This is a genomic window from Pedococcus sp. P2_E2 (assembly GCF_056403955.1).
In genome coordinates this window covers 517,257-540,503 of sequence record NZ_JBFUEM010000002.1, presented here as the reverse complement: position 1 = coordinate 540,503, position 23,247 = coordinate 517,257, and the positions used below count along the sequence as shown (strand labels likewise).

Annotated in this window: 21 protein-coding genes, 1 tRNA gene and 1 pseudogene; 17 read left to right on the top strand and 6 right to left on the bottom strand. The window is 66.3% G+C overall.

Annotated features, from left to right (window positions below):
* Window positions 1-214: 214 nt before the first annotated feature.
* Window positions 215-448: a helix-turn-helix domain-containing protein gene (locus tag AC1DWR_RS08195; RefSeq protein ID WP_477615721.1), complete on the bottom strand. Its 234-nt coding sequence runs from the start codon at window positions 446-448 to the stop codon at window positions 215-217.
* Window positions 449-755: 307 nt separating this feature from the next.
* Here AC1DWR_RS08195 and AC1DWR_RS08190 point away from each other — a divergent pair, with 307 nt between their 5' ends.
* The 17 genes and pseudogenes from AC1DWR_RS08190 (at window position 756) to AC1DWR_RS08110 (ending at window position 15,841) form a co-directional block, all read left to right on the top strand.
* Window positions 756-1,013: a hypothetical protein gene (locus tag AC1DWR_RS08190; RefSeq protein WP_477615720.1), complete on the top strand. Its 258-nt coding sequence runs from the start codon at window positions 756-758 to the stop codon at window positions 1,011-1,013.
* On the top strand, window positions 1,010-1,399 hold the full coding sequence (locus tag AC1DWR_RS08185; protein WP_477615719.1) for a hypothetical protein: 390 nt from the start codon (window positions 1,010-1,012) through the stop codon (window positions 1,397-1,399). The genes AC1DWR_RS08190 and AC1DWR_RS08185 overlap by 4 nt, the downstream gene beginning before the upstream one ends.
* A gap of 78 nt (window positions 1,400-1,477) precedes the next feature.
* On the top strand, window positions 1,478-2,509 hold the full coding sequence (locus AC1DWR_RS08180; protein WP_477624201.1) for a C40 family peptidase: 1,032 nt from the start codon (window positions 1,478-1,480) through the stop codon (window positions 2,507-2,509).
* Between the two features lie 98 nt (window positions 2,510-2,607).
* Window positions 2,608-2,889: a DUF6112 family protein gene (locus AC1DWR_RS08175; protein WP_477615717.1), complete on the top strand. Its 282-nt coding sequence runs from the start codon at window positions 2,608-2,610 to the stop codon at window positions 2,887-2,889.
* 590 nt (window positions 2,890-3,479) lie between these two features.
* Window positions 3,480-3,677 (top strand): hypothetical protein, encoded by a 198-nt coding sequence (locus AC1DWR_RS08170; RefSeq protein WP_477624200.1) that lies wholly within the window; start codon window positions 3,480-3,482, stop codon window positions 3,675-3,677.
* A 200-nt stretch (window positions 3,678-3,877) separates the two neighbouring features.
* Entirely contained in the window at window positions 3,878-4,924 is a 1,047-nt protein-coding gene (locus AC1DWR_RS08165) for a hypothetical protein (RefSeq protein WP_477615715.1), read from the top strand.
* A 21-nt stretch (window positions 4,925-4,945) separates the two neighbouring features.
* A complete protein-coding gene (locus AC1DWR_RS08160) occupies window positions 4,946-6,403 on the top strand; it encodes an SCO6880 family protein (protein ID WP_477615714.1) in 1,458 nt (485 codons plus the stop codon).
* A gap of 211 nt (window positions 6,404-6,614) precedes the next feature.
* Entirely contained in the window at window positions 6,615-7,907 is a 1,293-nt protein-coding gene (locus tag AC1DWR_RS08155) for an ATP-binding protein (protein WP_477624199.1), read from the top strand.
* Between the two features lie 63 nt (window positions 7,908-7,970).
* On the top strand, window positions 7,971-9,683 hold the full coding sequence (locus tag AC1DWR_RS08150; protein WP_477615712.1) for a type IV secretory system conjugative DNA transfer family protein: 1,713 nt from the start codon (window positions 7,971-7,973) through the stop codon (window positions 9,681-9,683).
* Between the two features lie 88 nt (window positions 9,684-9,771).
* A complete protein-coding gene (locus AC1DWR_RS08145) occupies window positions 9,772-10,113 on the top strand; it encodes a hypothetical protein (protein ID WP_477615711.1) in 342 nt (113 codons plus the stop codon).
* Window positions 10,114-10,195: 82 nt separating this feature from the next.
* Complete coding sequence (locus AC1DWR_RS08140) at window positions 10,196-10,867, top strand: hypothetical protein (protein ID WP_477615710.1); 672 nt, start codon at window positions 10,196-10,198, stop codon at window positions 10,865-10,867.
* Between the two features lie 29 nt (window positions 10,868-10,896).
* Window positions 10,897-11,118, top strand: a pseudogene (locus tag AC1DWR_RS08135) (CHC2 zinc finger domain-containing protein); the annotation flags it as partial.
* A gap of 123 nt (window positions 11,119-11,241) precedes the next feature.
* Window positions 11,242-12,312, top strand: a complete 1,071-nt coding sequence (locus tag AC1DWR_RS08130; protein ID WP_477615757.1) for a toprim domain-containing protein — start codon at window positions 11,242-11,244, stop codon at window positions 12,310-12,312.
* 84 nt (window positions 12,313-12,396) lie between these two features.
* Window positions 12,397-12,750, top strand: coding sequence for a hypothetical protein (locus AC1DWR_RS08125; RefSeq protein ID WP_477615709.1), 354 nt, complete (start codon window positions 12,397-12,399; stop codon window positions 12,748-12,750).
* Window positions 12,747-14,189, top strand: a complete 1,443-nt coding sequence (locus tag AC1DWR_RS08120) for a hypothetical protein (protein ID WP_477624198.1) — start codon at window positions 12,747-12,749, stop codon at window positions 14,187-14,189. Before AC1DWR_RS08125 ends, AC1DWR_RS08120 begins: the two co-directional genes overlap by 4 nt.
* 117 nt (window positions 14,190-14,306) lie before the next feature.
* Entirely contained in the window at window positions 14,307-14,507 is a 201-nt protein-coding gene (locus tag AC1DWR_RS08115; protein WP_477615707.1) for a helix-turn-helix transcriptional regulator, read from the top strand.
* Window positions 14,504-15,841 (top strand): tyrosine-type recombinase/integrase, encoded by a 1,338-nt coding sequence (locus AC1DWR_RS08110; protein WP_477615706.1) that lies wholly within the window; start codon window positions 14,504-14,506, stop codon window positions 15,839-15,841. The genes AC1DWR_RS08115 and AC1DWR_RS08110 overlap by 4 nt, the downstream gene beginning before the upstream one ends.
* Window positions 15,842-15,887: 46 nt before the next feature.
* Here AC1DWR_RS08110 and AC1DWR_RS08105 read toward each other — a convergent pair.
* The 5 genes from AC1DWR_RS08105 to AC1DWR_RS08085 form a co-directional block, all read right to left on the bottom strand.
* Window positions 15,888-17,026, bottom strand: a protein-coding gene (locus tag AC1DWR_RS08105) for an IS3 family transposase (protein WP_477624197.1) whose coding sequence is annotated in 2 segments (ribosomal slippage) — window positions 15,888-16,765 and window positions 16,765-17,026 — 1,140 coding nt in all. Because the reading frame shifts where the segments join, the coding sequence is not laid out codon by codon here.
* 318 nt (window positions 17,027-17,344) lie between these two features.
* Window positions 17,345-18,379, bottom strand: a complete 1,035-nt coding sequence (locus AC1DWR_RS08100; RefSeq protein ID WP_477615704.1) for a DUF4238 domain-containing protein — start codon at window positions 18,377-18,379, stop codon at window positions 17,345-17,347.
* Between the two features lie 374 nt (window positions 18,380-18,753).
* Window positions 18,754-19,581, bottom strand: a complete 828-nt coding sequence (locus AC1DWR_RS08095; protein WP_477615703.1) for a hypothetical protein — start codon at window positions 19,579-19,581, stop codon at window positions 18,754-18,756.
* 406 nt (window positions 19,582-19,987) lie between these two features.
* Window positions 19,988-20,061: transfer RNA gene (locus AC1DWR_RS08090), tRNA-Met, on the bottom strand.
* Between the two features lie 72 nt (window positions 20,062-20,133).
* Entirely contained in the window at window positions 20,134-23,220 is a 3,087-nt protein-coding gene (locus AC1DWR_RS08085) for a UPF0182 family membrane protein (protein WP_477624196.1), read from the bottom strand.
* Window positions 23,221-23,247: the final 27 nt, after the last annotated feature.

Here is a 23,247-nt window from a genome sequence, read left to right as displayed (position 1 = left end):
TGCGTAGCAAGGCGTCTCCCCCGCCGCAGGCTGTCCAAACAGCCAGCAGGGAGGAGGAGCGATGCCGAAGGATCCCAGGCAATTCATTGCGACCTTGGCCGAAATCCTTGAGACGGACGCCAACAGACTGAGCGCGATGAGCCTTCAGGACCTCGACGCGCTTTGCCACCGCCGACGGGGACGCCCCGTCGAGCGCGTTGTCCGGCAGGCAGAGTCAGCGATCCAGCGTGGACAGAAGCTCGGACACCGGAACGTCGAGGACTCGGGAGACGGTCGCCAAGTCCTGGACCGTCCATCGGGTCCGCCCCCGAAGCCGCATTGAGAGGGAGGGCTGCGTGATCCCAAGAGCCTTCGCCAACGCTTCCTGCTTGACGTCTCGACGGGCCATCCAAGCCCGGACCTCTCGGGACACCAGCAGTGTCAGCTCCTCGACCTCATCTCTGGCCACCCGCCAAGGATAGGGGGTCAAGGGCAGACAGAGGCTCTATCCCAGAGCCCAGCGCTTCGCCTCAGTTATCCACAGTGTCATATCCAAACTCTAGCCTTGCGTCATAGTTTCACTCACTATCTCAGTGTTCCAGTCTCTAGATGGAGGGGTCATGAGATCCACGAATGCAACCGACAACGCCGCCACAGCTCTCCAGCGAGCTCTCGAGGCCACACCACCATTGCGGTGGCCCAGCTCCGAACGCGACAGCCTCTGGCTGGTCGTCCAGGATTCAATCTGCACACGCGGTCGTGCAGTCGCCTGCCCCATGGGATCACTGACCCCGCAGGAGGTTGGGGGCGAGGACGCCCGTCAGGACGAACTCCTGGCTGCCATGTCCTGGCTCGGTGAGCACGAACGCGAAGCACGCGAGTTGGACAAGGTCGAGCTCTTCCGCATGCTTCGCGGTGTCGCTGTTCGCGGCAAGCACGGGTCAGCAAGAAGGGCGCAAGAGGATGCCCTGCACGGGATGACAGGCGTCGTCGCCGGCGAGCCCGTGAACTTCGTTGATAGCGAGGTCGCGTGATGATGACTTTCGAAGCCTGGTGCCGGAACCAGGTCATCTGGGATCCCTTGGACCCGAGCCATATTCAGGCCGCGTTTGAAGTGCTCGTGTCACGCATCGACGCGGCCAAGGCCGCCGGAGCTGCGGATCCCATGTTGACGGTTTCGACGAGCAAGGCCGGCCCCAACTCGCGGGCCGTGACCCACGCGATGCTCGAGGCGCTGGGCTACTCCCCCGCCCAGCGGCGGATCATGCACAGGCTCATGGCCGGATCGACGTCGGGGTGGCGGGGCCTTCTCCTGCTATTCGCGACGGACTCTGCCTTGACTTCAGGGGAACGGCGCTACGTGTTGCGGCAGGCACGGCAGTTGGCCGCGCTGCGTCAGACCGTGGCGGCTGGTGAATGAGGGACGGCGGCAGGCGACCACCGGCCGATCGTGTATCCGATCTCGGCTAGTCCGACCATGAACTTCTCCCCAGTCTTGGTGGCCGTTGCAACCGTCACGTCACTGATGGGCGCCACCGGCGGCATCGCCCTCGTCAGCGTCAGCAGCGAGATCCCGCCTCAGCGCGGCACCCTGGCCGGGTCACTCTGCTCAACCACAGGGACCATCACGGGACTCTCAGCCGCATCCGCAGCCAACGCGCGAGTGGTGGCCGCAACAGCCTCTGCCCGAGGCGGTCATGACGCCGCCGTCATAGCCGTCATGTCGGGGCTCGCGGAGTCGGGACTGCGGGTACTGGCCAACCCCCACGATCCGGAGGGTGCGGCATACGCACATGACGGAGTGGGATCAGACCATGACTCCCTCGGGATCTTCCAGCAACGTCGATCATGGGGTCGGGCGAGCCAGCGGATGGACCCGATCGCGTCAACCAACCTCTTCCTCGATCGTCTCCTCGCACAGCGCAATTGGGAGCGCCGCCTCCCGTGGGAGGTCGCGCAGGCGGTCCAGGTGTCAGCCTTCGCCGACGGCTCGAACTATCGCTCTCAGCTCCCCCTCGCACGGCGCATAGCCGACCAGGTCGAGATCGACGCGCGGCGCGAGAACTGTGGCGGCTCCGTTACTGGCACCCCCGCCGCGGGCAGCCTCGGACGACATGGCCTCCCGAAGGACTACGCGATTCCCGCTGAGACATCGGCCGCTGCCGCTGCGGCTGTCGCCTTCGCCCTCACGGAGGTTGGGAAGCCGTACGTGTACGGCGCGAACGGGCCTGCGGCATACGACTGCTCAAGTCTCATGGTCGCCGCGTGGGCTTCCGGTGGTCGACGCCTGACGCGCACGACATACACGCAGATGCACGAGGGCACCCCGGTCACAGAGGGCCGGCTCGCCCCTGGGGACCTTGTCCTCATCCCCGGCTCCGACGGAACCATCAGCGCGCCGGGCCACGTGGGTATGTACATCGGCCACGGATTGGTGGTTCAGGCGCCGAAGACCGGCGATGTCGTGAAGGTCGTGACGTACGCGTCCCTGACGCGTGGCGGCGTCTCCGCGCTGCGGCACATTGCCTGATCGGGACGAGCCGTCTCCCCGCAACTCATGGTGTACCCGCCCAGCGGTTACCACTTCGGCAGAGAACTACCACTTCGGTCACGACAGCGAAGGACAACATGTTCCCTTACATCGACATCAAGCCGAACCGCTCAGGGCTGCCGGGCATTGCCGCCCTCGAGAACATCGTGGGCGCGCTCCTGACCTTCGGGCTCGTGGCTTCCGTCGCAGGGATCGCGATCTCCGCGATCGCCTGGGCCATCGGAGCCCACTCGGGCAACCCCCACGTCGCAGGCAAGGGCAAGTCAGGCGTTCTCGTCGCGCTCGCCGCTTCCTTCCTCGTCGGCGGTGCCACCTTCCTCGTGAACTTCTTCAACGCACAGGGCAGCCACCTGTCATGACTCCTCGGCTCCCGATCCATCGCTACCGCTTCGTCGCGATAGTTGGACTGTTCGCCACCGCAACCCTGCTTGCGTGCGCGGGTCTATTCATTGCGGACGGCTCGACGCCACGGCCACCGTCGGACGTGGGGGTTCAGCCAGCGCCGCGCACCGCTATGCAGGACCGTGCAACTCTCTCGGCTGCGTCCCGTGCGGAGTCCGACCTGGACATCGCGCTGGCGCGTATTGCCTCGGTAGTCCCGCCCCCCGCCGCGACATCGTCCGCCTATCCGCCTGTCTCCGACACGGCGAAGCTGCAGCCGGACCTCTACGCCGCTGCATTCGTGCAGCGGCTATTGACCCAGGACTACCGACGGCCTCGCGACGAGTGTCTTCGCTGGATCCAGTCCGAGGCAGCCACCACGAGTGAGCCCCTTGTCGTCGGGCTGCTGCCTCCGACTCTCCGGTCGCGGCTCGCGGTGGCATCAGTCCAGGACGGCGTGAACGGCCGGGCACCTGTTCCCTCCGCTGACAGCTGGAAGTCACTGGCGAAGCGAGGCGCGAGTTCAACCGCCTCGATCGTCAAGGTGTCAGAGCCCTACGAGTGGAGCATGGCGGTGGCCAATGGCGAGATCACCGATCCCGGCATCACGGCCCGTCAGGTCGATGCGGAAGTCACCGTGATCCACGGAGCCGACGAGACCTCGACGTACAGCGTGAGCGTCCTGCTCAATCTCGAGGGTCCCCCCACCCGCGCCGGGTACGGCTTCGTCACGTTGGTCAACTACACGTCCACTCGGGTGAGCTGACCGTGAGCTGCACCGGCCCCAACGCCCTCAACCCCGCCTGTCGCGTCAGGGACCTCGCCGAGCAGGCGAGCAACGACGCCTTCGCCAACATTGCCGCCTGGTTCAGCAAGGCGGCGAACGAGGCGACGAACTGGCTCTGGACGGAGATCGACGCCGCGACCACGGTCAACCTCGACTCCGCTCATCTTCGGACGGACCTGATGGCCACCTCGGCCATAGCCGTTGTCCTCAGCCTCGGACTCTTCCTCATCCAGATCATCAAGTCAGTTCTCCGCCGAGAGCCCGGCGGGCTGGGGCGCGCGCTGCATGGCCTCTTCATCTCACTAGTGGCCTCAGCCTTCGCACTCACAGCGACCCGCGTTCTCCTGGCCGCCGTCGATTCCTTGAGCGACGGCGTTGTCCGCTACGCCATGGATACCAACGCTTCTGGTCTCGGGGCCCGGCTCGCGATTGCCAACCTTTCCAGCATCAGCAACCCAGCGCTGGTCCTCCTGTTCTCACTCGTCGTGCTCGCGGCCGTCGTGGTTGTCTGGGGCGCGATGATGGTCCGAAAGATGATGATCATCATCGCGGCCGTGCTCACACCCTTGGCCTTCTCCGGGGCGACAGCCGACATCACTCGCGGCTGGGTGCGCAAATGGGTCGAGTTCATGTCGGCCATGATTGCCTCGAAACTCCTGCTCGTCGTCATCCTGATGATCGGCGTATCCGTCACAGAGGGAGCGGGCCTTGCCTCGCACTCCGGCGCGGGGCAGGAACTGACCCAGGTAGCGACGGGTGCGCTGATCCTGCTCATGGGTGGCTTCGCTCCGTGGGTGGCGATCAAGATGTTCCACTTCGCCGGGGACAGCCTCCACTCCGCTCACGCGGTCGCCGCACAGGCGCCCAGCGGCGCACGCGTGGCCCTTGCCGCGCCCCAAAAGGTCAACAACCTGCACACCCAGGCGCACCACACAGCCGGCAAGTTCCAGAGGGCTCCCGCCGCCTCCAATGGATCCCAGGGTGCTGGCGCCCTGACTGAGAAGGGGCGGCCTCCAGAGGCCGTCGGCGGCAGCGGCAATCAGGGCTCCCAGCTCGTCAAGGGGACGGCAGCGACCGGGGCAGCGAACCCCGTGGTCTTGACCGCTGCGGTCGCGACCGGTGCCGCGATGGGCGCCAAGGGCACAACGAACAAGGCAATCAACAGCGTGCAGAAGGCCACCCCGAACGACCCAACCCAATGGCCGGACCGGCCCAAGCCTCAGTGACCGCCGAGCTCAGGAGAAACCGTGACTGACATCGCTTCCTCACCAACAAGATCCGTGCGCTTTGGACGCCTCCCATCCCGAGGGCTCTTCCTCGGCTTCTCAGGCATCCGAGTCACCTGCATCGCCGGCAGTGCGTTGGTGTTCGTGCCCTCCCTGTTGATCGGCGGGTTCCTCGGAGTTTTATCGACCGCCACCGTTTGGGCGACCTTGCTCGGGGCGGCCTTCGTTCCGTGGGCCGGGCGGCCTGCGGCCGAGACGGCTCCCACTGCTGCGCACTTCCTGGCCCGTCGCCTCGAGCGTCAGACGACGTATGCCGCGCGACCGGGAGCGCCACGCCCGGCCGGAACGCTTGCCCTCCCAGGCGACGCAGCCGCCCTGCGCTGGTTGGAGGACCCGGGCACCGGGGCGGTGATGGTGCACGACCCGCACGAGCGCACCCTGACGGCGGTCGCCCAGGTGACCCACCCGGCATACGTCCTCCTCTCCCCGGACGAGCAAGCTCATCGGGTCCACGGCTGGGGCCGGGCCCTTGGGGGGTTGGCGTCCTCGGGATCATGCGCACGCATCCAGATTCTCGAGACCACTCGGCCGGACAGCGGCAAGGGCATGTGCGACTGGTGGGAAGGCCACCGAAGCGATGGCCGGTCCGAGTGGGCCGTCGCTCAGTACGACGAACTGATGAAGACCAAAGCACCAGCGGCGTCGACCCACCGCACTCTCGTCGCAGTCTCGTTGGACATGAAGCGAGCCGGCAAGGCCGTGAAGGATGCCGGCCGCGGCGTGCGCGGGGCTGCTGCCGTCCTTGCGCAGGACATGAGCGCATTCGACTCGAGCCTCCGAGCAGCGGAGCTGCGGCTGGCGGGCTGGCTCGGGCCGTCGGAGCTGGCCGGCGTGCTCCGCAGCGCGTACGACCCGACAGGCTGGGACGCCATTGCGGGCACAGACCTCGGAAGGAATCCCTCGACGGCCGGGCCGATCGCGGTCGAAGAGCACTGGGACCACCTCCGCCACGACACCGGATTCTCGGCCGTCCTCTGGATCAGCGAGTGGCCGCGGACCGACGTGCCACCGCAATTCCTGCACGCACTTGTCTTCGCTCCTGGGATTCGCAAGACCATCTCGCTCACGGCGACCCCTCTCTCGACAGCCGCAGCCATGCGCGACATCCGCAAGGCAAAGGTCGAGTACGCCACCGACTCGGCCCAGAAGGCGCGCGTCGGCTTCATCGAGGACCTTGCCGATGTCCAAGAGCTCGCCGACGTGAACGAGCGCGAGAGGGCCCTGATCAGCGGCCATGCCGACATGAAATTCACCGGCCTGATCGCAGTCACCGCACCCACCAAGGACGAACTCGATGCCGCCGTCAGCCAGATGCAGCGGGCCGCAACCCAGGCCCTCTGCGAGACCCGACTCCTCGTTGGCCAACAGGCTCGAGCGTTCGCAACGGCCGCCCTGCCCCTCGCACGAAAGGTGCACTGAAATGTCCAGCCGGCACCGCGTCCACGCGGCGACGTTCTTCACCCCGCCCCGCCATCCGCGACGCGAGAGGCGCATGCAGTCTCGCAGAGCACGCGAGATGGAGAAGCAGGCAAGGCGGCGCGCTCGTCGACGTTCCCAAAGGTCGCGAAGCGGAAAGGACGGGACGGGCCCCGAGACCCTTGGCCGGAAGGGTGAGCCCTTCGCTGAGTCATTGCGATCCCACAAGCACCTGAGGCTGCCCGCGCACCGGGCGACATCGGAGGTCCTCGCCGGCGCCTATCCCTTCCTCGCCGAAGGCGGCCTTGGCAGTCAGGGCACTTTCGTGGGACAGGACGCCTGGTCGGGCGGTGGCTTCTGCTTCGACCCTTGGGTGCTCTACCAGGACGGGACGCTCACCAATCCCAACTGCCTCCTGGCCGGTGTCGTAGGTCGTGGCAAGTCCATGCTGGCCAAGTCCTTGGCAACACGTTCGATCGCCACCGGTCGCAAGGTCTACGTGCCGGGCGACCCCAAGGGCGAATGGACAGTAGTCGCGAAGGCCGTGGGCGGCGTCGCCATCGAACTCGGCAACGGCACCGGCAACCGCCTCAACCCCTTGGACGAAGGGCCTCGCCCGTTAGACATCCAGGACGCGGGATGGCGCGCTCTCGTGGCGACTCGTCGTCGGGCACTTCTCGGCGCGCTTGTCGAGTCCGCTCTCAACAGGCCAATGGGGGCCGTCGAGCACACCGCGCTGGACCATGCACTCCGAACGGTCGTCGATGGCGCGAACGCGCCCACCCTTCCCGCGGTGGTGGAGGCGCTCTTTAACCCAACGCGGGGAGAGGCTGGCGCGACGGTTGAGCAGCTCCTCACAGACGGTCGCGACATCGGGCATGCGCTGCGTCGGCTGGTCTCCGGCGACCTGGCTGGGCTGTTCGACGGTGAGTCGACCGTCCGTTTCGACCCGAGTCTTCCGATGGTGACTCTCGACCTCTCGCGGATCTCCGGTTCCGACCAGCTCATCGCCATGGTGATGGCCTGCGCGTCCGCATGGATGGAGGCCGCGCTGTCCGACCCTCTCGGTGGCCAGCGCTGGGTCATCTACGACGAAGCCTGGCGACTCATCAGGCAGCCCGCGCTGCTGAGCCGGATGCAGTCGCAGTGGAAGCTGTCGCGCGGCCTTGGCATCGCCAACCTCATGATCATCCACCGACTCTCCGACCTCGAAGCCGTCGGCAGTGAGGACTCCGAGTCGCGTGCGCTGGCCCGAGGCCTGCTTGCCGACTGCTCAACGAAGATCATCTACCAGCAGGAGACCTCGGAGGCGCCGCGGACGGCATCGGTCCTCGGCCTATCGGCAACAGAGCGCAACGAACTGCCGGAACTGCAACGGGGAGAAGGACTTTGGCGAGTGGGCCAAAGGGCTTTTGTTATTCGCCACCTCGTCACGGACGGCGAGCTGGAGCTCTTCGACACAAATTCTCGAATGGGCCAACCCATGCCTGAACCGGGACGTCGGTGACCACCCATGTTCACCACCTCTTCACGTCGTGCAAACTTGGGAAGCTCCGACAGGCTCGTCGCCATGGCGACCCTAACCGTGGGCGCGCTTGTCGTGGTCCTGTGGCTTGGCGCTGCCCTGAGCGCCCTCATCCGGCGCCGTCAGCCACCCTCGCTCAGTCTGCAGGCGGCCATTCAGGTGCTCGGCCCAGCGGCTGCCCATCCGTCAGCCGCCTGGGGTGACGGCGTCGGGCCCCCCGGGCTCTATTGGACTTGCGTGGGGCTGGTCCTCGTCGTCGTTGCCGCCGTGCTCACAGCGGCTTGGCGGCTCATGCGCACCAACGCCGACGGCAAACAGGACCCGAGGCACGCCGAGGGCCTGGCGTCTCGAGCTGAGTGCGACAAGGTGGCGGGGCGTCGCGCTCTCAAGACCCGCGCGGGGCAGCTGCGGCCCGGCCTGAGTACGCCCCGCATCGAGGACCTGGGGCATGCCCTGGGTGAAGCGCGTGGAGTGACGTGCTTTGCCACTGTTGAGGATTCGATCGTGGTCCTCGGCCCTCCGCGGTCGGGAAAGGGGCTACACCTGGTCATCAACGCAATCCTCGATGCGCCCGGAGGGGTCATCACCACCTCGACCCGCCCAGACAACCTCACAGCCTGCCTCGAGGCCAGGGCAATGGTGGGACCCGTTGCCGTTTTCGACCCGCAGGGGCTCGCGCCCGGCATCGACTCGGCGACCCGGTGGTCCCCGGTCCGTGGCTGTGAGGACCCGCACGTGGCCATGGTGAGAGCGAAGGCGCTGACATCCGGTGCGGCTTCTGGCACTACCGACGCCAACTTCTGGCAGGCCTCTGCTGAGCAGGCCGTGCGATGCCTCCTGCATGCGGCGGCATTGGCTCGGTTGGGGGCGGCAGACCTCTACCGCTGGTCCCTGTCTGCCCTTCAGGCCCACGAGGCGGTCATGATCCTGGCGTCGGATCCCCGTGCCGCCACCTCTTGGCACCAGGCACTGGAGTCGATCGTGACCGCGGACCAACGACAGAGAGATTCCGTCTGGGCCATGGTCTCGATCGCGTTCTCGTCACTTGCGGACCCTCGGGTGCTCAATGCGCTCACCCCAGGCCCGGGCGAGCAGTTCGACCCGGAAGTCTTCCTGCGCAGGCGTGGCACCGTGTTCCTGGTCGGCACATCGACGGGTGCGTCCGCGACGGCTGGGATCGTCGGCGCCTTCGTCGAGGATGTGGCTGAGGTCGCAAGACGAATGGCAGCACGGTCCTCCGGAGCGCGGATCGACCCACCTCTGTCCATGATCCTCGACGAGGCGGCGAACTATCCCTTGCCGTCGCTGACCTCGCTGATGTCCGAAGGCGGCGGTACCGGCATCTCCACCACCGTCGTCCTGCAGTCCCTCGCCCAGGCCCGCGCGGTCTGGGGAGAGCACGAGGCATCGGCGATCTGGGACGCCGCCATTCTGAAGGTCATCCTCGGTGGAGGCTCCAACGCGCGAGACCTGGATGACCTCTCCCGTCTGATCGGCCAACGGGACGAACGGCAGTACAGCGAGTCCACCGGAACAGATGGGCGCAGGTCACGGAGCTCATCGACACGACAGGTGCCAATCCTCGACTCCTCTCAACTCAGGATGCTTCCATTCGGCACGGCCGTCCTCATCTACCGGTCAGCCCGACCGATCGTGTTGAGGATGCGCCCCTGGCACCAGCGAGACGACGCCACGGACCTTCAGGCCGCACGCCGGCGACTCGAGACGGTGATCCAGGGTGCCAGCAGATCCGACTGAGCAGGGCCCTGGCCCAGTTCATTGGCCGTCACTGCTCCCCGATGTCGCGCCATCCGCTTGGGCGGACCTTCGTGGGTGGGTTGAGGCATTGGCGGGCCGCTATGACTTCGACACGAGGACGATCCCGCCGTGCTGGTACCACCACAACTCGATTGTCGAAACCCTGTCCGCACTGCACGACTTCGAGCGGATCTCCTTTGACCCCAGCGCGTCACCAAGCGGATCGCTGGACTTTGCACGTGCCCTGAGAGAGACCGAGCACCGACTCGTCGAGTTGAACGCCAAGACACAGTGCTCGGTCCACGAACACCGGACGCCGCCCACACAGGCGTTGGTCGTCGATGACCAAGCCTGGTCGGCGTTCGTCGACGCTGACACCGGAAGGCGTTGGACGACTCTGACCGGCGAACTGGAGCACGGCGACGGGTGACGGCGCTGACTCTGTACCGGTAGGCCCGTAGCCGGATCACAGCGCGGGATCGGCCCGCGCGGCTGCGAAAGGCAGATCGGTGATGAGTCTGCATCCCAGCCACCCCAACAGAGTTCAGCCTTCGGGGGCGCCCGCGACGTACAACGCTCGTGACGCCGTAGAGATCCTGCTTCACCTCGCCGTTCGCGCCCACCAGAACGTCGATCGCGCCGACGACGTCGACTACTGGTATCGCCTCGGCCAGAGAAACGCCTACCTTCAGTCCGCTGCTCAACTGACCTGCCTGAACCACGGCACTCCGGTCTTGGAGGTGGCCGATCGCCTCGGGCGGGCCCTCGAGGAAGGCCGCGTCGAGGTCCCGGCACTAGCTCGGCTGGCATCGACGGACGCGCCCCGCAGCCTGGACCAGAAGGCTCCTGAGCTCGACTGGCTCGGCGCACACGCCTTCAAGGCTCGGTATGCCGCGACCCCGGGGACCGATCACGACTACGGCATGCGGTGGGGGCCACGAAGCGACCAGCGCATCTCGCACCGCAGGATCGAGGAGGCGCCAGCTGGCGCCCTCTACGCCTACGACGCAACCTGGGACGAGTACGCGCTCATCGGGCTCGACGTCCCCACGGCCGCTGTCGAGGCTGCCTTCCGTCGGGCCCTGGACTCGGACATCCACATGTCCGCCGCCGAGTTCGCCCGGCTGGTCACCCTGCAGATTGGTCCGTCGGCGGACGCCCCCAGCGCTGGCCCGGAGCTGTGAGCACCACGGCCAGGTGGGACCTCGACGCGATGCGTCGCTCCCACCCGATCGAACAGGTCGTTGCGGCCAGCGGAGTTGAACTCCGTCGACAAGGAAGCGGCTTCATCGGATGTTGTCCCTTCCACGAGGACAGCCGGCCATCCCTCTCCGTCGGCGGGGTCGCCGACCGATTCCACTGCTTCGGCTGCGGAGCCCATGGCGACGTAATCGACTTCGTCCAACAGTTGCACGGCATCTCCTTCGTGCAGGCGGTCGAACGTCTAGAAGGACAGCCGACGGCACCGCCGACCGCGGCGACTGCTCACCGGGCAGCGTCCGGATCAACGCGACCTGCCTTCGTAACGGGGACGGCCCGAGCTCACGCAGTGAATCGGATGGCGTGGGAATACTTCACCGCTCCTGCCCGCGAGGCCCGAGCCACGCATTACCTGGGCACGCGCGGCATCGAGGTACGCGCGCTTGCCCGTCGAGCTGGCGAGCCAGTTGTCGGCCATACGGGGAACCGCTGGACGGGACTCACGACGTACCTCATCGCCCGGGGAGTCTCGATCGCCGAGCTCGAGGAACTCGACCTCGCCCGCCCCACCAGATCCGGCGGCCACATCGACACCTACCGCGACCGACTGGTTGTTCCGGTGCGGTCGCAGGGGACGCGCATCGATGGGTTTATCGGGCGCGACACGACCGGCCGAGCCGAGATTCCCAAGTACCTCAACCTTCGCCGCACGCCGATCTTTGACAAGGGTGCGGCGCTTTACGCGCCGTGGAGCGGCCCCCTGTCCGCTGACGCGACGGTCGTCATCGTGGAGGGACCGCTGGATGCGCTGGCGGTCGCCGCGGCGGCGGCCGCCCGGCATACCCACTTGTTTGCTCCCTTCACGACCAGCGGGGTGACCGTGTCCGCGTCGCAAGCAGAGTCCGTGATCGCGCTGCACCCTTCTCCCCCTGTCATCGCCCTTGACGGGGACCGTGCAGGGCGCGAGGGAACGGATCGCTGGCTCAAGGCCTTGTGCCTCGACGCTGGGAAACCTGCGCTGACGGTGAAACTGCCCGAGGGGATCGACCCTGCGGACTGGCTTTCAGAACACGGCACCGCCGGGCTCGCCGCATTCGATCCACGAACCGACCGCCGCAGCGATCCTGCTGAGGTGTGTCCGCGGGTCCCCGCTCGAGACCTGGTGAGGCTGTTCCTCGAAGGCGACCCGCGTGCCCCTAGGGAAGCGATCAAGATCCTTGCTGCGATCGGCAAGGACCTCACTGGTCACGACTTGCATGACTTCGTGAGTCAGGCATCGCATGAGATGACCGTCCGGGGTTGGAATCACGAAGCCACGTTTGGACCGGTCCTCGAGGGCTTCATCAGTAGCGCTCGTCTGCGCGGCCCAACGACGCGGCTCACGGCCGTCCCGGACATGAGGCCGCCGCAGTTGTCCCCAGATCTCTGAGCTGACGGCGCGACGGAGACCTCGTGGGTCGATGGTCGAAGTCCCAGTCACATTCTCGGCACACCTGACCAAGAAGGAGTTCGCATGCCCAGTCGCATCGAATCAGACCACGTTGACGCGCAGCCCGCATCGGTTGTCATCGCGCGGGCCTGTGTCCACATCGACCTAGCGGCCTGCGAGTTGGAACGGCGGGCCGGAGACGACGTGTTCTCGCCCTGGCTCCCGTTGGCTGGCCAGCTGCACCTCATCAGGGGAGGTCTCGACCCTTCGATTCGCGCCGCCGCGGAACCAGACGACCTGGACGTGACTAAGCACCTCGACGCCGCCCTCGCCCTCCTCGAGACGGTCAACGGGGCTCAGCTTCCCGATGTCCTTGAGTGGATCGGCGACCTGCAAGCCCTTCGCGCGGGGATCGCATCGAAGGACGCGGCGCGATGACCGTCACGACGCTCCCTGATCTCATCGCCCGGGCCGAGTCCCTGGCCCGGGGCCTGCGTTTCTCCGACCAACCCACGACCACCGAGCAATGGACCACATTCGAGGCCACCACTCATCGGCTGATGCGCGAATTGGCCAATCCCTTACTGGTTGGCCGTCGAGTCAGCAACACAATCGCCTCGCGCCCACGCGAGATAGCGCGCAACCTCCCGAGGGCGCCACAGTTCGCCGCGCCCGAGACCAGGTACACGGTGAGGGAGGCGGCCACACAGCTCGGAGTCGGCGTTGACACCGTGCTAGGGCGTCTGCACCGATCACAGCTCCCTGGGGTCCTCGACACCGGCGCCTACGTGATCGGGGCCGCGGACCTCTTCGACGCGGCGGAAGTCGTGCCCGCCAATGCGACAAGCACCCACCCGCTGGATCGCCTGAGCACCATGTTGGGAACAACCGCGGACCTGATCACACTGCACCGGCGACGCCAGAGTTTCGGCGTCCAGGACGATCCTCTGGGCACCGACGCGCAGCTCAGCCCTGTCATGGCCAGGCTCCTGACCGTCACGGTGATGGCAGCTCGTGACTCTGTGTCGCGCCTTCCGACTGCGACCGCTGACCAGGCCCTCGAGCTGGCCAAGTACGCCGAGCGCTCCCTAGACCAGCTAAGCCAGCGAGTGGAGAGCGACAGCCTCAGCCGCGTCGCGAGTTTCATCGCTGGGCCGACGAGTCCCGGCCTCAACGACGAGCTGCAGTCTGCCCTTCGCTCGTGGGCTGATTGCGCGCGCGCCGAGGTCCGGCGCGGTATCCCCAGCGCAGACTCGCTTCGAGCCATCGCCAATCAGAGCCTGCACATCTACGCCGTGTCCGCGAGGATGCTCGGCTCCATTCAGGCGGGGACGGTCGAGCACCACGAGGCCCAGGACTGCCTTCGCGAGGCTGCCGTGAGCCAGCGTCGGCTCCAAGAGAAATGGGGCAACGTGACAACAGCCGTGAAGCCCGGACGGGAGTTCGCTTCAGCCACCCGGAATGTCCACGGCGTCTTGGAGGTGCTCGACCAGAGGTTGGTCGACGGAGGGTCCGAGTGCGACCTCACAGCCGGTGAGCGGATTGCCGCCTGCAACGAGCTGGCCAATGCATTGGGCGAGATCGCCGACATCACACACGAAGCGCGACACCTCCCTTATTCGCTCACGAGATCGGAGCTTCTCTACGCCCCCGCCAGGATCCTGCCCAGTGCCGCTGAACGTCTCCAGGCAAGACAGTTGGGCCGGTTCGTTCCCGTGCTACCAAAGGAGATCCAGGATCTGAGGTCGGTCGCTCACGACGCCGCGAACGCGGCTGCCACCGTGGTCAGCACGGTCCCTCCCGAGTTGCAGAGGCTCCCCCGCTGGACGAGGGCTCCCGCGGTGACGACCTCCCTCGGTCTTGCCCCTGAGCTGTAAGTCGCGGGCGTCGACGGTCGTGCCCATTCCATTCAGATGGTGTATCCACTCCCCGGTACACGGGGGGAGAGCGAGCCCCGACAAGGCGGCTGCAAGGTCAACCCGCGGAACACTCACATGGAGAACACCATGATGGACTTGGAGCAACTACCAGCACTGATCTCGGTACCCAAGGCTGCAAAGATCCTAGGGCTGAGCAGAGCCAGCGCCTACCGCTTCGCCGCTGCTGGCGAGTTGCCGACGCGTCATCTAGGCGGTCGCGTATTCGTGGTAACCCACAAGCTCAAGGCGTTCCTCGACGGCGGGGAGGCTGCATGAGCCGTCGCACCCTTCCCGGCGTCGCCGTGTACAAGCGCGGCAAGGCCTGGGCCTACCAGGTGGAGCGGGATCGGGCGACGCTCGACGGGAGCCGGAAGCGGTCATACAAGGGTGGCTTCCCGACCGAGCAGGAAGCCTGGACTGCGGCCGTGGAGGCCAAGAAGCAACTTGACGTCGGCCGTGCTCCCCATGCCAAGCGAGTGAGAGCCGAGGTGTTCCTTCAGGAGTGGCTTGACTCAGTGCGACCATCACTGAAGCCATCGACGTTCGCCAGCTACCGAGACATGGTCGAGGACTACGTGGCTCCCACCATCGGCCAGCGGTGGTTGGGCGATGTCACGGTTCAGGTCCTCAACGCGTTCTATCGGCACCTGAGTGAGAGCGGTCGCAAGCGCAAGGACACGAGTCTTCGGGTCTACGAGTACTGGTCGGCCCACATGGACGAACGGGGCGGCCTTGGTCCTCGTCCGACCGAAATCGCCGACCGATGTGGCGTCTCCCGAGACGCCGCGCGGTCCGCGCTCATGCGGTTCCGTCGCGGCAGGGTCCCCAAGGGCCGAGGCAGCGGCCTGGCACCGAAGACCGTCCGCAACATTCACAGGATGCTTCACCGAGCCTTCAACGATGCGGTGGCATGGGGCTACCTGACAGCGAACCCGACGCATCACGCTGTGCTTCCCCGGCCGACCCCTCAGATCGAGCGCACAGCCGCGCCCTGGACCACCGATGAACTCGCCGCTTGGCTCCGCGTCGCGCTCCAGGACCGGTATGCCGGGCTGTGGGTTCTAGCCGCCACCACCGGAATGCGTCGTTCCGAGCTGGCCGGGATCCGTCGACGTTGGCTAGACCTCGAGGAGGAGACCCTCGTGGTGGCCGACACCCGCGTCGTGGTGGATGGACGAGCCGCCGACTCAGACGGCAAGACGGCAGCGGCGAGGCGCACGCTGTCGCTTGACGACTTCACCATGAAGCACCTACTCGGCCACTTGGAGCTGATCGACACCGAACGCGAGGCCTTCGGGGCCAGCTACCCAGACCATGACTTCATCACCGTGCGGCCGGACGGCGTACGTCTCCATCCAGACACGCTGACGCGTCGCTTCAACCGACTAGTGGACCGCGCCGGCGTTCCTCGGATCAGGCTGCACGACGTCCGCCATACCTACGCGACCCTTGCCATGGACGCCGGCGTCGATCCCAAGATGCTCAGCGATCGGATGGGCCACGCCAACACCTCGATCACCCTCCAGATCTACACCCACCGGTCGGTTGGCAAGGACCGCGAGCTAGCACGATCTGTTTCCGAGCTGATCGAACGGGCTCTCGAGTCCTAGCGTGGGCGTCAATGTGCTGACGGGACCCCGTGATGTGGTCCAACCGCTATGAGAGTGCTGGTTGGGTGGTGCTGGTCCAGCTGGCCGCGTACTCCGCCGGGGTCAGGTCCCCGAGGGAGGAGTGCGGCCTGTAGGTGTTGTACTCGATCCGCCAGGCTTCGACAACGACCTGGGCCTCGAGCAGCGTGGCGAACTCCTCGATCTTGAACAGTTCGTCGCGGGCCCGGCTGTTGAAGGACTCGACGAACGGGTTCTCCCACGGTGAGCCGGGCTCGATGAAGGCGGTTCTGGTGCCGGCCAGGCGGCAGTAGTCGCGCAGGGCCCAGGCGATCATCTCCGGGCCGTTGTCCATCCGCAGGTGCTCGGGTGCGCCGCGGACCGCGACGAGGTCGATGAGCACCTCGACGACCTCGTCGGAGGTGCCGGTGCGCCCGACTCGCATCGCCAGCGCTTCGCGGGTGTGTTCGTCGACGACGTGCAGCGACTTCAGGCGGCGCCGGTCGGTGGTCTCGTCGAACTGGAAGTCCAGCGCCCAGACCTGGTTCGGACGCTCGGCGCGCAGCCGCTCACCGTTGTCGGGGCTGACGTGGCGGCGTTTCCTCGTGCGGACCGGGCGGCGCAGGCCCTCCTGCCGCCACAGTCGTTGGATTCGCTTGTGGTTCACCGACGTCCACGCCTTGGTGACGTCGCGGCGCAGCAGCCGGTACGCCATCCGCCACCCCCACCGCGGGTGCGCCCGGGCGATCCGGCGCAGCTCGGCCCGCAGCCGAGATTCCTCATCGGGCCGGGCTCGCCGGGGCAGCCGGTGGGTGGACCGGTGCGCGCCGACGACCCGGCAGGCCCGACGCTCGGAAACCCCGAACCGATTCCGCACATGCCCCACGGCACGGCGGCGACGGTCCGGGGTCAGAAGTTTCCCTCGGCCAGCTCCTTGAGCATGTCGATGTCCAGGGCCTGGTTGGCCACCAGCTTCTTGAGCCGGGCGTTCTCGGACTCAAGCTCCTTCAGGCGTTTCGCCTCGGACGCCTTCATCCCTCCGTACTGGGACCGCCACCTGTTCCAGGTCGCCTCGGAGATCTCCAGGGTGCGCAGCACCTCGGTCAAGTCCTTGCCGTCGTTGAGAATCCGCTCGCCCTCACGCAGCTTGCGGACCACCTGCTCGGGGGTGTGCCGGTGTCGCTTCATCGTGATCGTCCTCCTCGCCCACAGTGTGGGCTCTTGGACTCTCACAACGGGTGGACCACTCCGAAGGGGTCACGCCAGTGCCATCAGAATGGCTCCCCAAGGACCCGAAGCGCCGATCAGGACGGATGAGCGTCTCTCCGCACATCGCGGGCGTGCCCCGATGCTGCTGCTTGGCGCCCAGATCGACGCGGGTTCGATCCGCCGATAATTGGGCTCATCACATATGAGGGTGTAGTGGTCGTGTCGGAGGTCGGTCTGGGTGAAGGGCGAGGCCAACCCGGTGCTCCGCACGCCAACTTCCGTCAGATTGATCTCACGTCAATCGGATGCGAACAGCGGCTCACCGTCAAAATCCATATCAACGAGACCACCCATCGGCTTGATGTTGACCAGGTCCGGCTCGGGCAGATTGACAGGCACGTACCGCTCGTCCTCGGGGTGGTGAAAGACATACTCCCTAGCCGATTCCGCGGTGTGCAGGTTGAACAGTTTCTCCATTGCTGTGGTCCCGGACTGGATTCGGTCGATCCGTCCGGCAAGCACCATCTCGCGTAGCTGCTGGACACGCGGATCTTCCGCTCCGGCACCCTCCAACATCGCCATGGGATCACTCATGAGTAGCCCCAGCTTGCGAGTGAGCGGGAAGGTGACGCCCCATGCCGTCCCGAAGCCGACTCCTTCCCATGGCTCGTCATCCGGTCGGCGCACCAGGCTGACTGGAGCATCCGATGTTATGAGGGAGCGTCGGTCGAAGCGAACGAGTGTCCAGGGACGGATCGCAAGGTAGGGCGTCAGCTCGACTGCGGTCTCGACTGTGTTCTGGATGTGAGCCAGGTTGGAGAATCCGATCGGCGGTCCACCGGGCTGGGTGGCCTCGTCCCAGATTCGATCCTCTTGCTCCTGCGACGGATCGAACCCAAGGTTCTTACGGATCCAAGTACCAACGTTCTTGCGACCACCGACGCCTACCTCCAGCCGAACCATGGTCGCGCGGACGTGCTCGGTTGTCCTCCGGGTATCTGGCCCGCGCACGCTTTGCAAGGCCACGTAGTGGGCAAAGGCCCACCTGTTCTCCTCGGAAGGAGGAAACTCGCCGTTGGCAAAGCCCCTGATGATACCGAGGGCCTGAGCCTCGACTTCGCTAAGCACCTTCTCGAACGCATCTGGCTCTTCGAACTCGCCGACCGTGTGGAAGTGGTTCTGCGCAGCCACGTTTTTCACGCTCGGCGTGTATGGCGCCCGGGAGCAGTCAAGGGGCATGACCCTGATGCGCTCTTGGCTCGTCGCGAATCCCCGAAGATACCCCTGCGGCACATAGTGATGGAGCTTCGCAGTGCTCTTCTTGCCCGTCATGCGCGCATCATCTCTGCGCTCGCACCTGAATCGCGCTCACCCATACAACTCCCCCTACGTCGTGCATCTGCGCACCTCGTCGATTTCGACTGGGAACAGGTCGTCACGACTACAGTCTCCCCGACGCGACCGACAGGTTGAGCGACAAGCGGAAAGAACCGTTCTTCACAGTCCTGTGCAAGGGCGACAGATCGAACACCTACATCTGGCACATCGAGATGCTCTGCGGCCATGCAAACACGATCTCTAAACCCCGATCCACCGATGGACCCTCGATGGATCGGGGCGAAGTTCGGTCCCGACCCCAGTCCAGACATGAGTCGATCACCGAGCAACGGATTTGGGTAGAGGGGCATACGGGATCCGACGTTGAGTCACTGCGGTGCGTGGACCTCGGCACACCAGGGGTCGTCCCATGTGTCGAGTACTTCGGAGACGTGGCCCCACTCCCACTCGGTTCCTCGCCACGCGGTTGCCGGGTCCCAATGGAGGGTGAGCGCGGGTAGCCACCGTGGCGTTATCCATAGGTGCGTTATCTTGAGGTCCAGCTGCGGCGGCGGCAGTCGGGCAACGTCGTCGGGCGTTGCGTCCCGAAGCCACTCGAAGACGGGGTCGTTCTCGCTGTCGACTGTCAGTACGGCGTGCCGCTCAGGGCCACCGAACTCCTCAAGCTTCTTTGGCACGTCCGCGTACCCGGGGCGGGCAAGGACTGCGCAGGCTGCGGCTACGACGCTGGGGCCGTCCGCGATGGGTCGCCCTCCACCGGAACCGATCGTGAACCGGACCTCACCGGGTGCGAACTTGTCGAACGGCGCGATGAACTCGTACTGCTCAGTCCTCCTCGGCACCTCGTCGCGCTTGGCGGGGTCCCCAAAATCACGCAACGTGTTCTCGAGCCATGTCAGGTCCTTGACTCTGGCCTTGGACGTCAGCGAGACCCAATAGCCGTGCTGGAGCCCGGCGTACTGCTTGCGCCGGCCGAACTTCTCTAGCGCATTGGCGAGTTGATTGTCTGCCTTGTTCGGATCGGACACGATCTCGAGCGGCACACCGCCAGCTCGGTGAATGATGGCGTCGGGGAGGCTCTTGCCACGTCGGTCGTCGTAGGAGCAGACGCGTACGCCGAGGGTCTTCTCGACGATGAACCGGGCAATGGTTTCGTCGCAGTTTTCTCCATGGTTCCCGGGCGCGCTTGGCGACATGGAGTTCTCCGTTCGTTTTGTCTGTAATCCAGACACCCACGGCCATGCTGCCTGCTTGGTAGCACTCATTGCCGCATTGAGGGCGGATCGGACCTGCGTCCTACCGCCGCAAAGGCACGGCCGCGCTCCCATCTCATCGCGCCAAGTCCCGGACCGCGGCGGGCGCGGGGCCACTCCATCGCACACGCCTACGGCCGCGGCCGCTCGGACGGCTGGGACGGCCTCGGACCCACTGTGGTCATCGGTCACCCTCGCCGTCGAGCTGCTTTGGGCACGGTGAGACGCAGTGAGACACATGGGCCGCCTGTTGCCGCTGGCTACACTTTTGGCTACAGGCGGGGGTAAACGACGACAGCAAGAGGCCCCTTCCTGATTGGAAGGGGCCTCTGACCTGCTACTTCTTGAGTAGCGGGGGCAGGATTTGAACCTGCGACCTCCGGGTTATGAGCCCGGCGAGCTACCGAGCTGCTCCACCCCGCGTCGGTAGACACCACCTTACGGGAGCCCCTGCGCCGGAACCAAATCGGGCGGCGCAGGGTCCGGACAAGGCCCCTAGGGAGTCGAGGTCGCGGTGGGCGCCGGGGTGGTGGTGCTCGATGACGGTGTGGGCGTGACCGTCACCGACCCGCCCTTCGGGGCGGCGGCCACAGCGCGCCCGATGGCGTCGGCGAGCTGCTTCTGGGCCGTTCCGTATGCCGCGAAGTCACCTGCCTTGAGCGCCTTCTGACCCGCGTCGTAGGCCGCCTGGATATCGGCCAGCGCCTTGGCCAGCGCGGCTGCGTCGGCCGGCGGGGGCGTGGTCGGTGTCGTCGGCGTGCCGCCTCCTGTGGTGGGGGGCGTGGTCGGCGTGGAGCCGGAGTCGCCGGCGCTGGCGCCGGAGTTGCCGCCGAACAGGCCGTCCAGCGCGCCGTCGAGGGTGTAGGCCCAGGCGAGCTTGTCGCCGAAGGCCGCGACCGTGGCCCGTTGGAGTGGGAACGCCGACGTGCCCTGGGCCCGCACGTAGATCGGCTGCACGTACAACAGCCCACCGCCGACAGGGAGGGTGAGCAGGTTGCCCAGGGTGACCTGGGACCCGGTCTGCCGCGCGTTGTTGAGGAACTGGCTGAGGTTGAGGGTCGAGTCGGGCGAGGTGACGTTCGACGAGTTGATGTCGTTCTGCACCTGGCCCGGCCCTCGAACCTGGCTGTCCTTGGGCAGGGTGAGCAGTCGCAGCGTGCCGTAGTCGTCGCTGCGCTTGCCGTCGGTGGACCCGGCATCCGCGTCGACCGCCAGGAAGCCGGACAGCACCTGCCGGTCGCCGATGGGCTTGAAGGTCGTCGTCAGGGAGAAGCGTGCGCCGGTCTGGTCGGGCATCTTGAGCGTGAGGTAGTAGGGCGGCTGGTCGACGTTGCCCTCCTGGGCGGGGTCCTCCGGCACCTCCCAGAAGTCACCGGCGCCGTAGAACGAGTCGGCATCGGTCACGTGGTAGCGGTTGAGCATCGTGCGCTGCACCTTGAAGAGGTCCTCGGGGTAGCGCAGGTGCGACATCAGGTCGCCGCTGATCTCGCTCATCGGCAGCACGGTGTTCTTGAACGCGTTGGACCACGCCTTGAGCAGCGGGTCCTTGTCGTCCCACGAGTACAGCTTCACCGAGCCGTCGTACGCGTCCACGGTGGCCTTCACCGAGTTGCGGATGTAGTTGACCTGACCGGTGCCGATGGGGCGCACCGACTGCGAGTTCGCGGTGGTCGAGTCCGACGTCGCGCTGTCGATCTCGGTGAGCCGTGAGTAGGGGTAGTCGGCCGTGGTGGTGTAGCCGTCGACGATCCACTGGACGCGCCCGTCGACGACGGCGGGATAGGGGTTGCCGTCGAGGGTCAGCCAGGGGGCGACCCGCTGGACGCGCTCGATCGGCTCGCGGTGGTCGAGCAGCCGGCTCCTGTCGTTGACGGCGTCGGAGAGCATGAAGTTGAGCTCGCGGTACTTCAGCGCATAGGCGGCCTTGCGCAGGAAAGACGTGAGGGGCACCCCGCCCTTGCCGGTGTACGTGTTGTTCTTCTGTCCGGCTGCACTGCCGTCGGGGTAGTCGAACTCACGCGCCCGAGATCCCGTCGCACCTCCGACGATGGAGTACGTGGGCGACTGCTCGCCGAAGTAGACCCGGGGTTCGAACTGTCCCAGCGGACCCATCTGGGGGATGTTCTGCTCGTAGAAGACCGGCTGACCGTCGGCGCCACGCTGGTTGCCATAGGCCGCCACAACACCGAACCCGTGCGTGTAGACCGTGTGGTCGTTGAGCCAGTTGCGCTGGTTCTGCGGCAGGCCGTCGAGGTCCAGCTCACGGACCGCCACGACGGTGTCGTTGATCTTGCCGTTGATGTTGTAGCGGTCGACGTCGAGGGCGTCGGGGAAGGCGTAGTAGGACTTGACCGACTGGAGCTGCTTGAACGTCGGGGAGACCACGATGGGGTCGACCAGACGGATGCCCGGGATCGTCTCCGCGTCGTCACGCAGCTGACCCGGGCTCGCCTCGGTCGTCGCGGTGTAGCCCTTGGTGTCGACGTTCGCGATGCCGTAGGCAGCGCGCGTCGCCTTGATGTTGCGGTCGATGTAGACCTGCTCGAGGGACTTCTCCGACGGGCGGACCTTGAACCGCTGGTAGAGCGCCGGGTAGATGCTGCCGACGACGATCGAGGTGATCAGCAGCAGGGCGACGCCGACCACGGGGAGCCGCCAGGAGCGGGTCCAGATGGAGGCGATGAACAGACCGACGGTCATCAGCGCGGCCACCGCGAGGATCGCCTTGGTCGGCAGCACCGCGTGGGCATCGGTGTAGCGGATGCCCGTCAGCAGGGGTGAGTCCTTGGTCGCGAGCGCATAGCGGTCGAACCAGTAGGTCGCCGCCCGGACCAGGACCAGGGCCGCGACGAGGATCGCGAGATGGGTCCTGGCAGCCCGCGACGTGCGCTCCGCTCGGGCCTGGATCTGGAGCCCGCCGTAGACGTAGTGCGTGAAGGCCGCGGCGAGGGTGGCCATCACCAGCACCATCGTGAGGAAACCGAGCAGGAACTGCACCCACGGCAGGGTGAAGACGAAGAACGACAGGTCGAGGTGGAACTGTGCGTCGCTGCTGCCGAACGAGACGCCGTTGCGCCACAACAGGAACGTCTTCCACTGCCCCGCCGCACCGGTCCCCGCCAGCAGGCCCAGGATGCCGGGAATGGCGAACATGGCGATGCGCCGCAACGGCTCGATGGCCTCGCGGTACTGGTCGAGGCTCTGCTGCTGGGGCGTCACCGGCGCATAGATCGGTCGGGTGCGGTAGCCGATGAGCAGGCTCGACGCCACCACTCCCGCGGTGAGCACGAAGCCCACGACGAACAGCAGGATCTTGGTCGTGAGCTGCGTGACGAAGACACCCTCGTAGCCCACCGAGTGGAACCACAGGACCTCGGTCCAGACCGACGCCATGATCGACACCAGGAAGCCGAGGACGACGAGGATCACGACCGTCGGGACCAACGGCCCACGGCGCCGGTTGAAGGACAGCGACGGAGGACGGCGGCCACCTGCTCCCGACCCTGCCCCGCGCGGAGTGCCCTCGGGACGGGCGCCCTCGGCGCCCGAATCGCCCTGGCCGAACCACTCAGATGAACTCACGCCACGCCCGATCTGCCGTGCGACCGC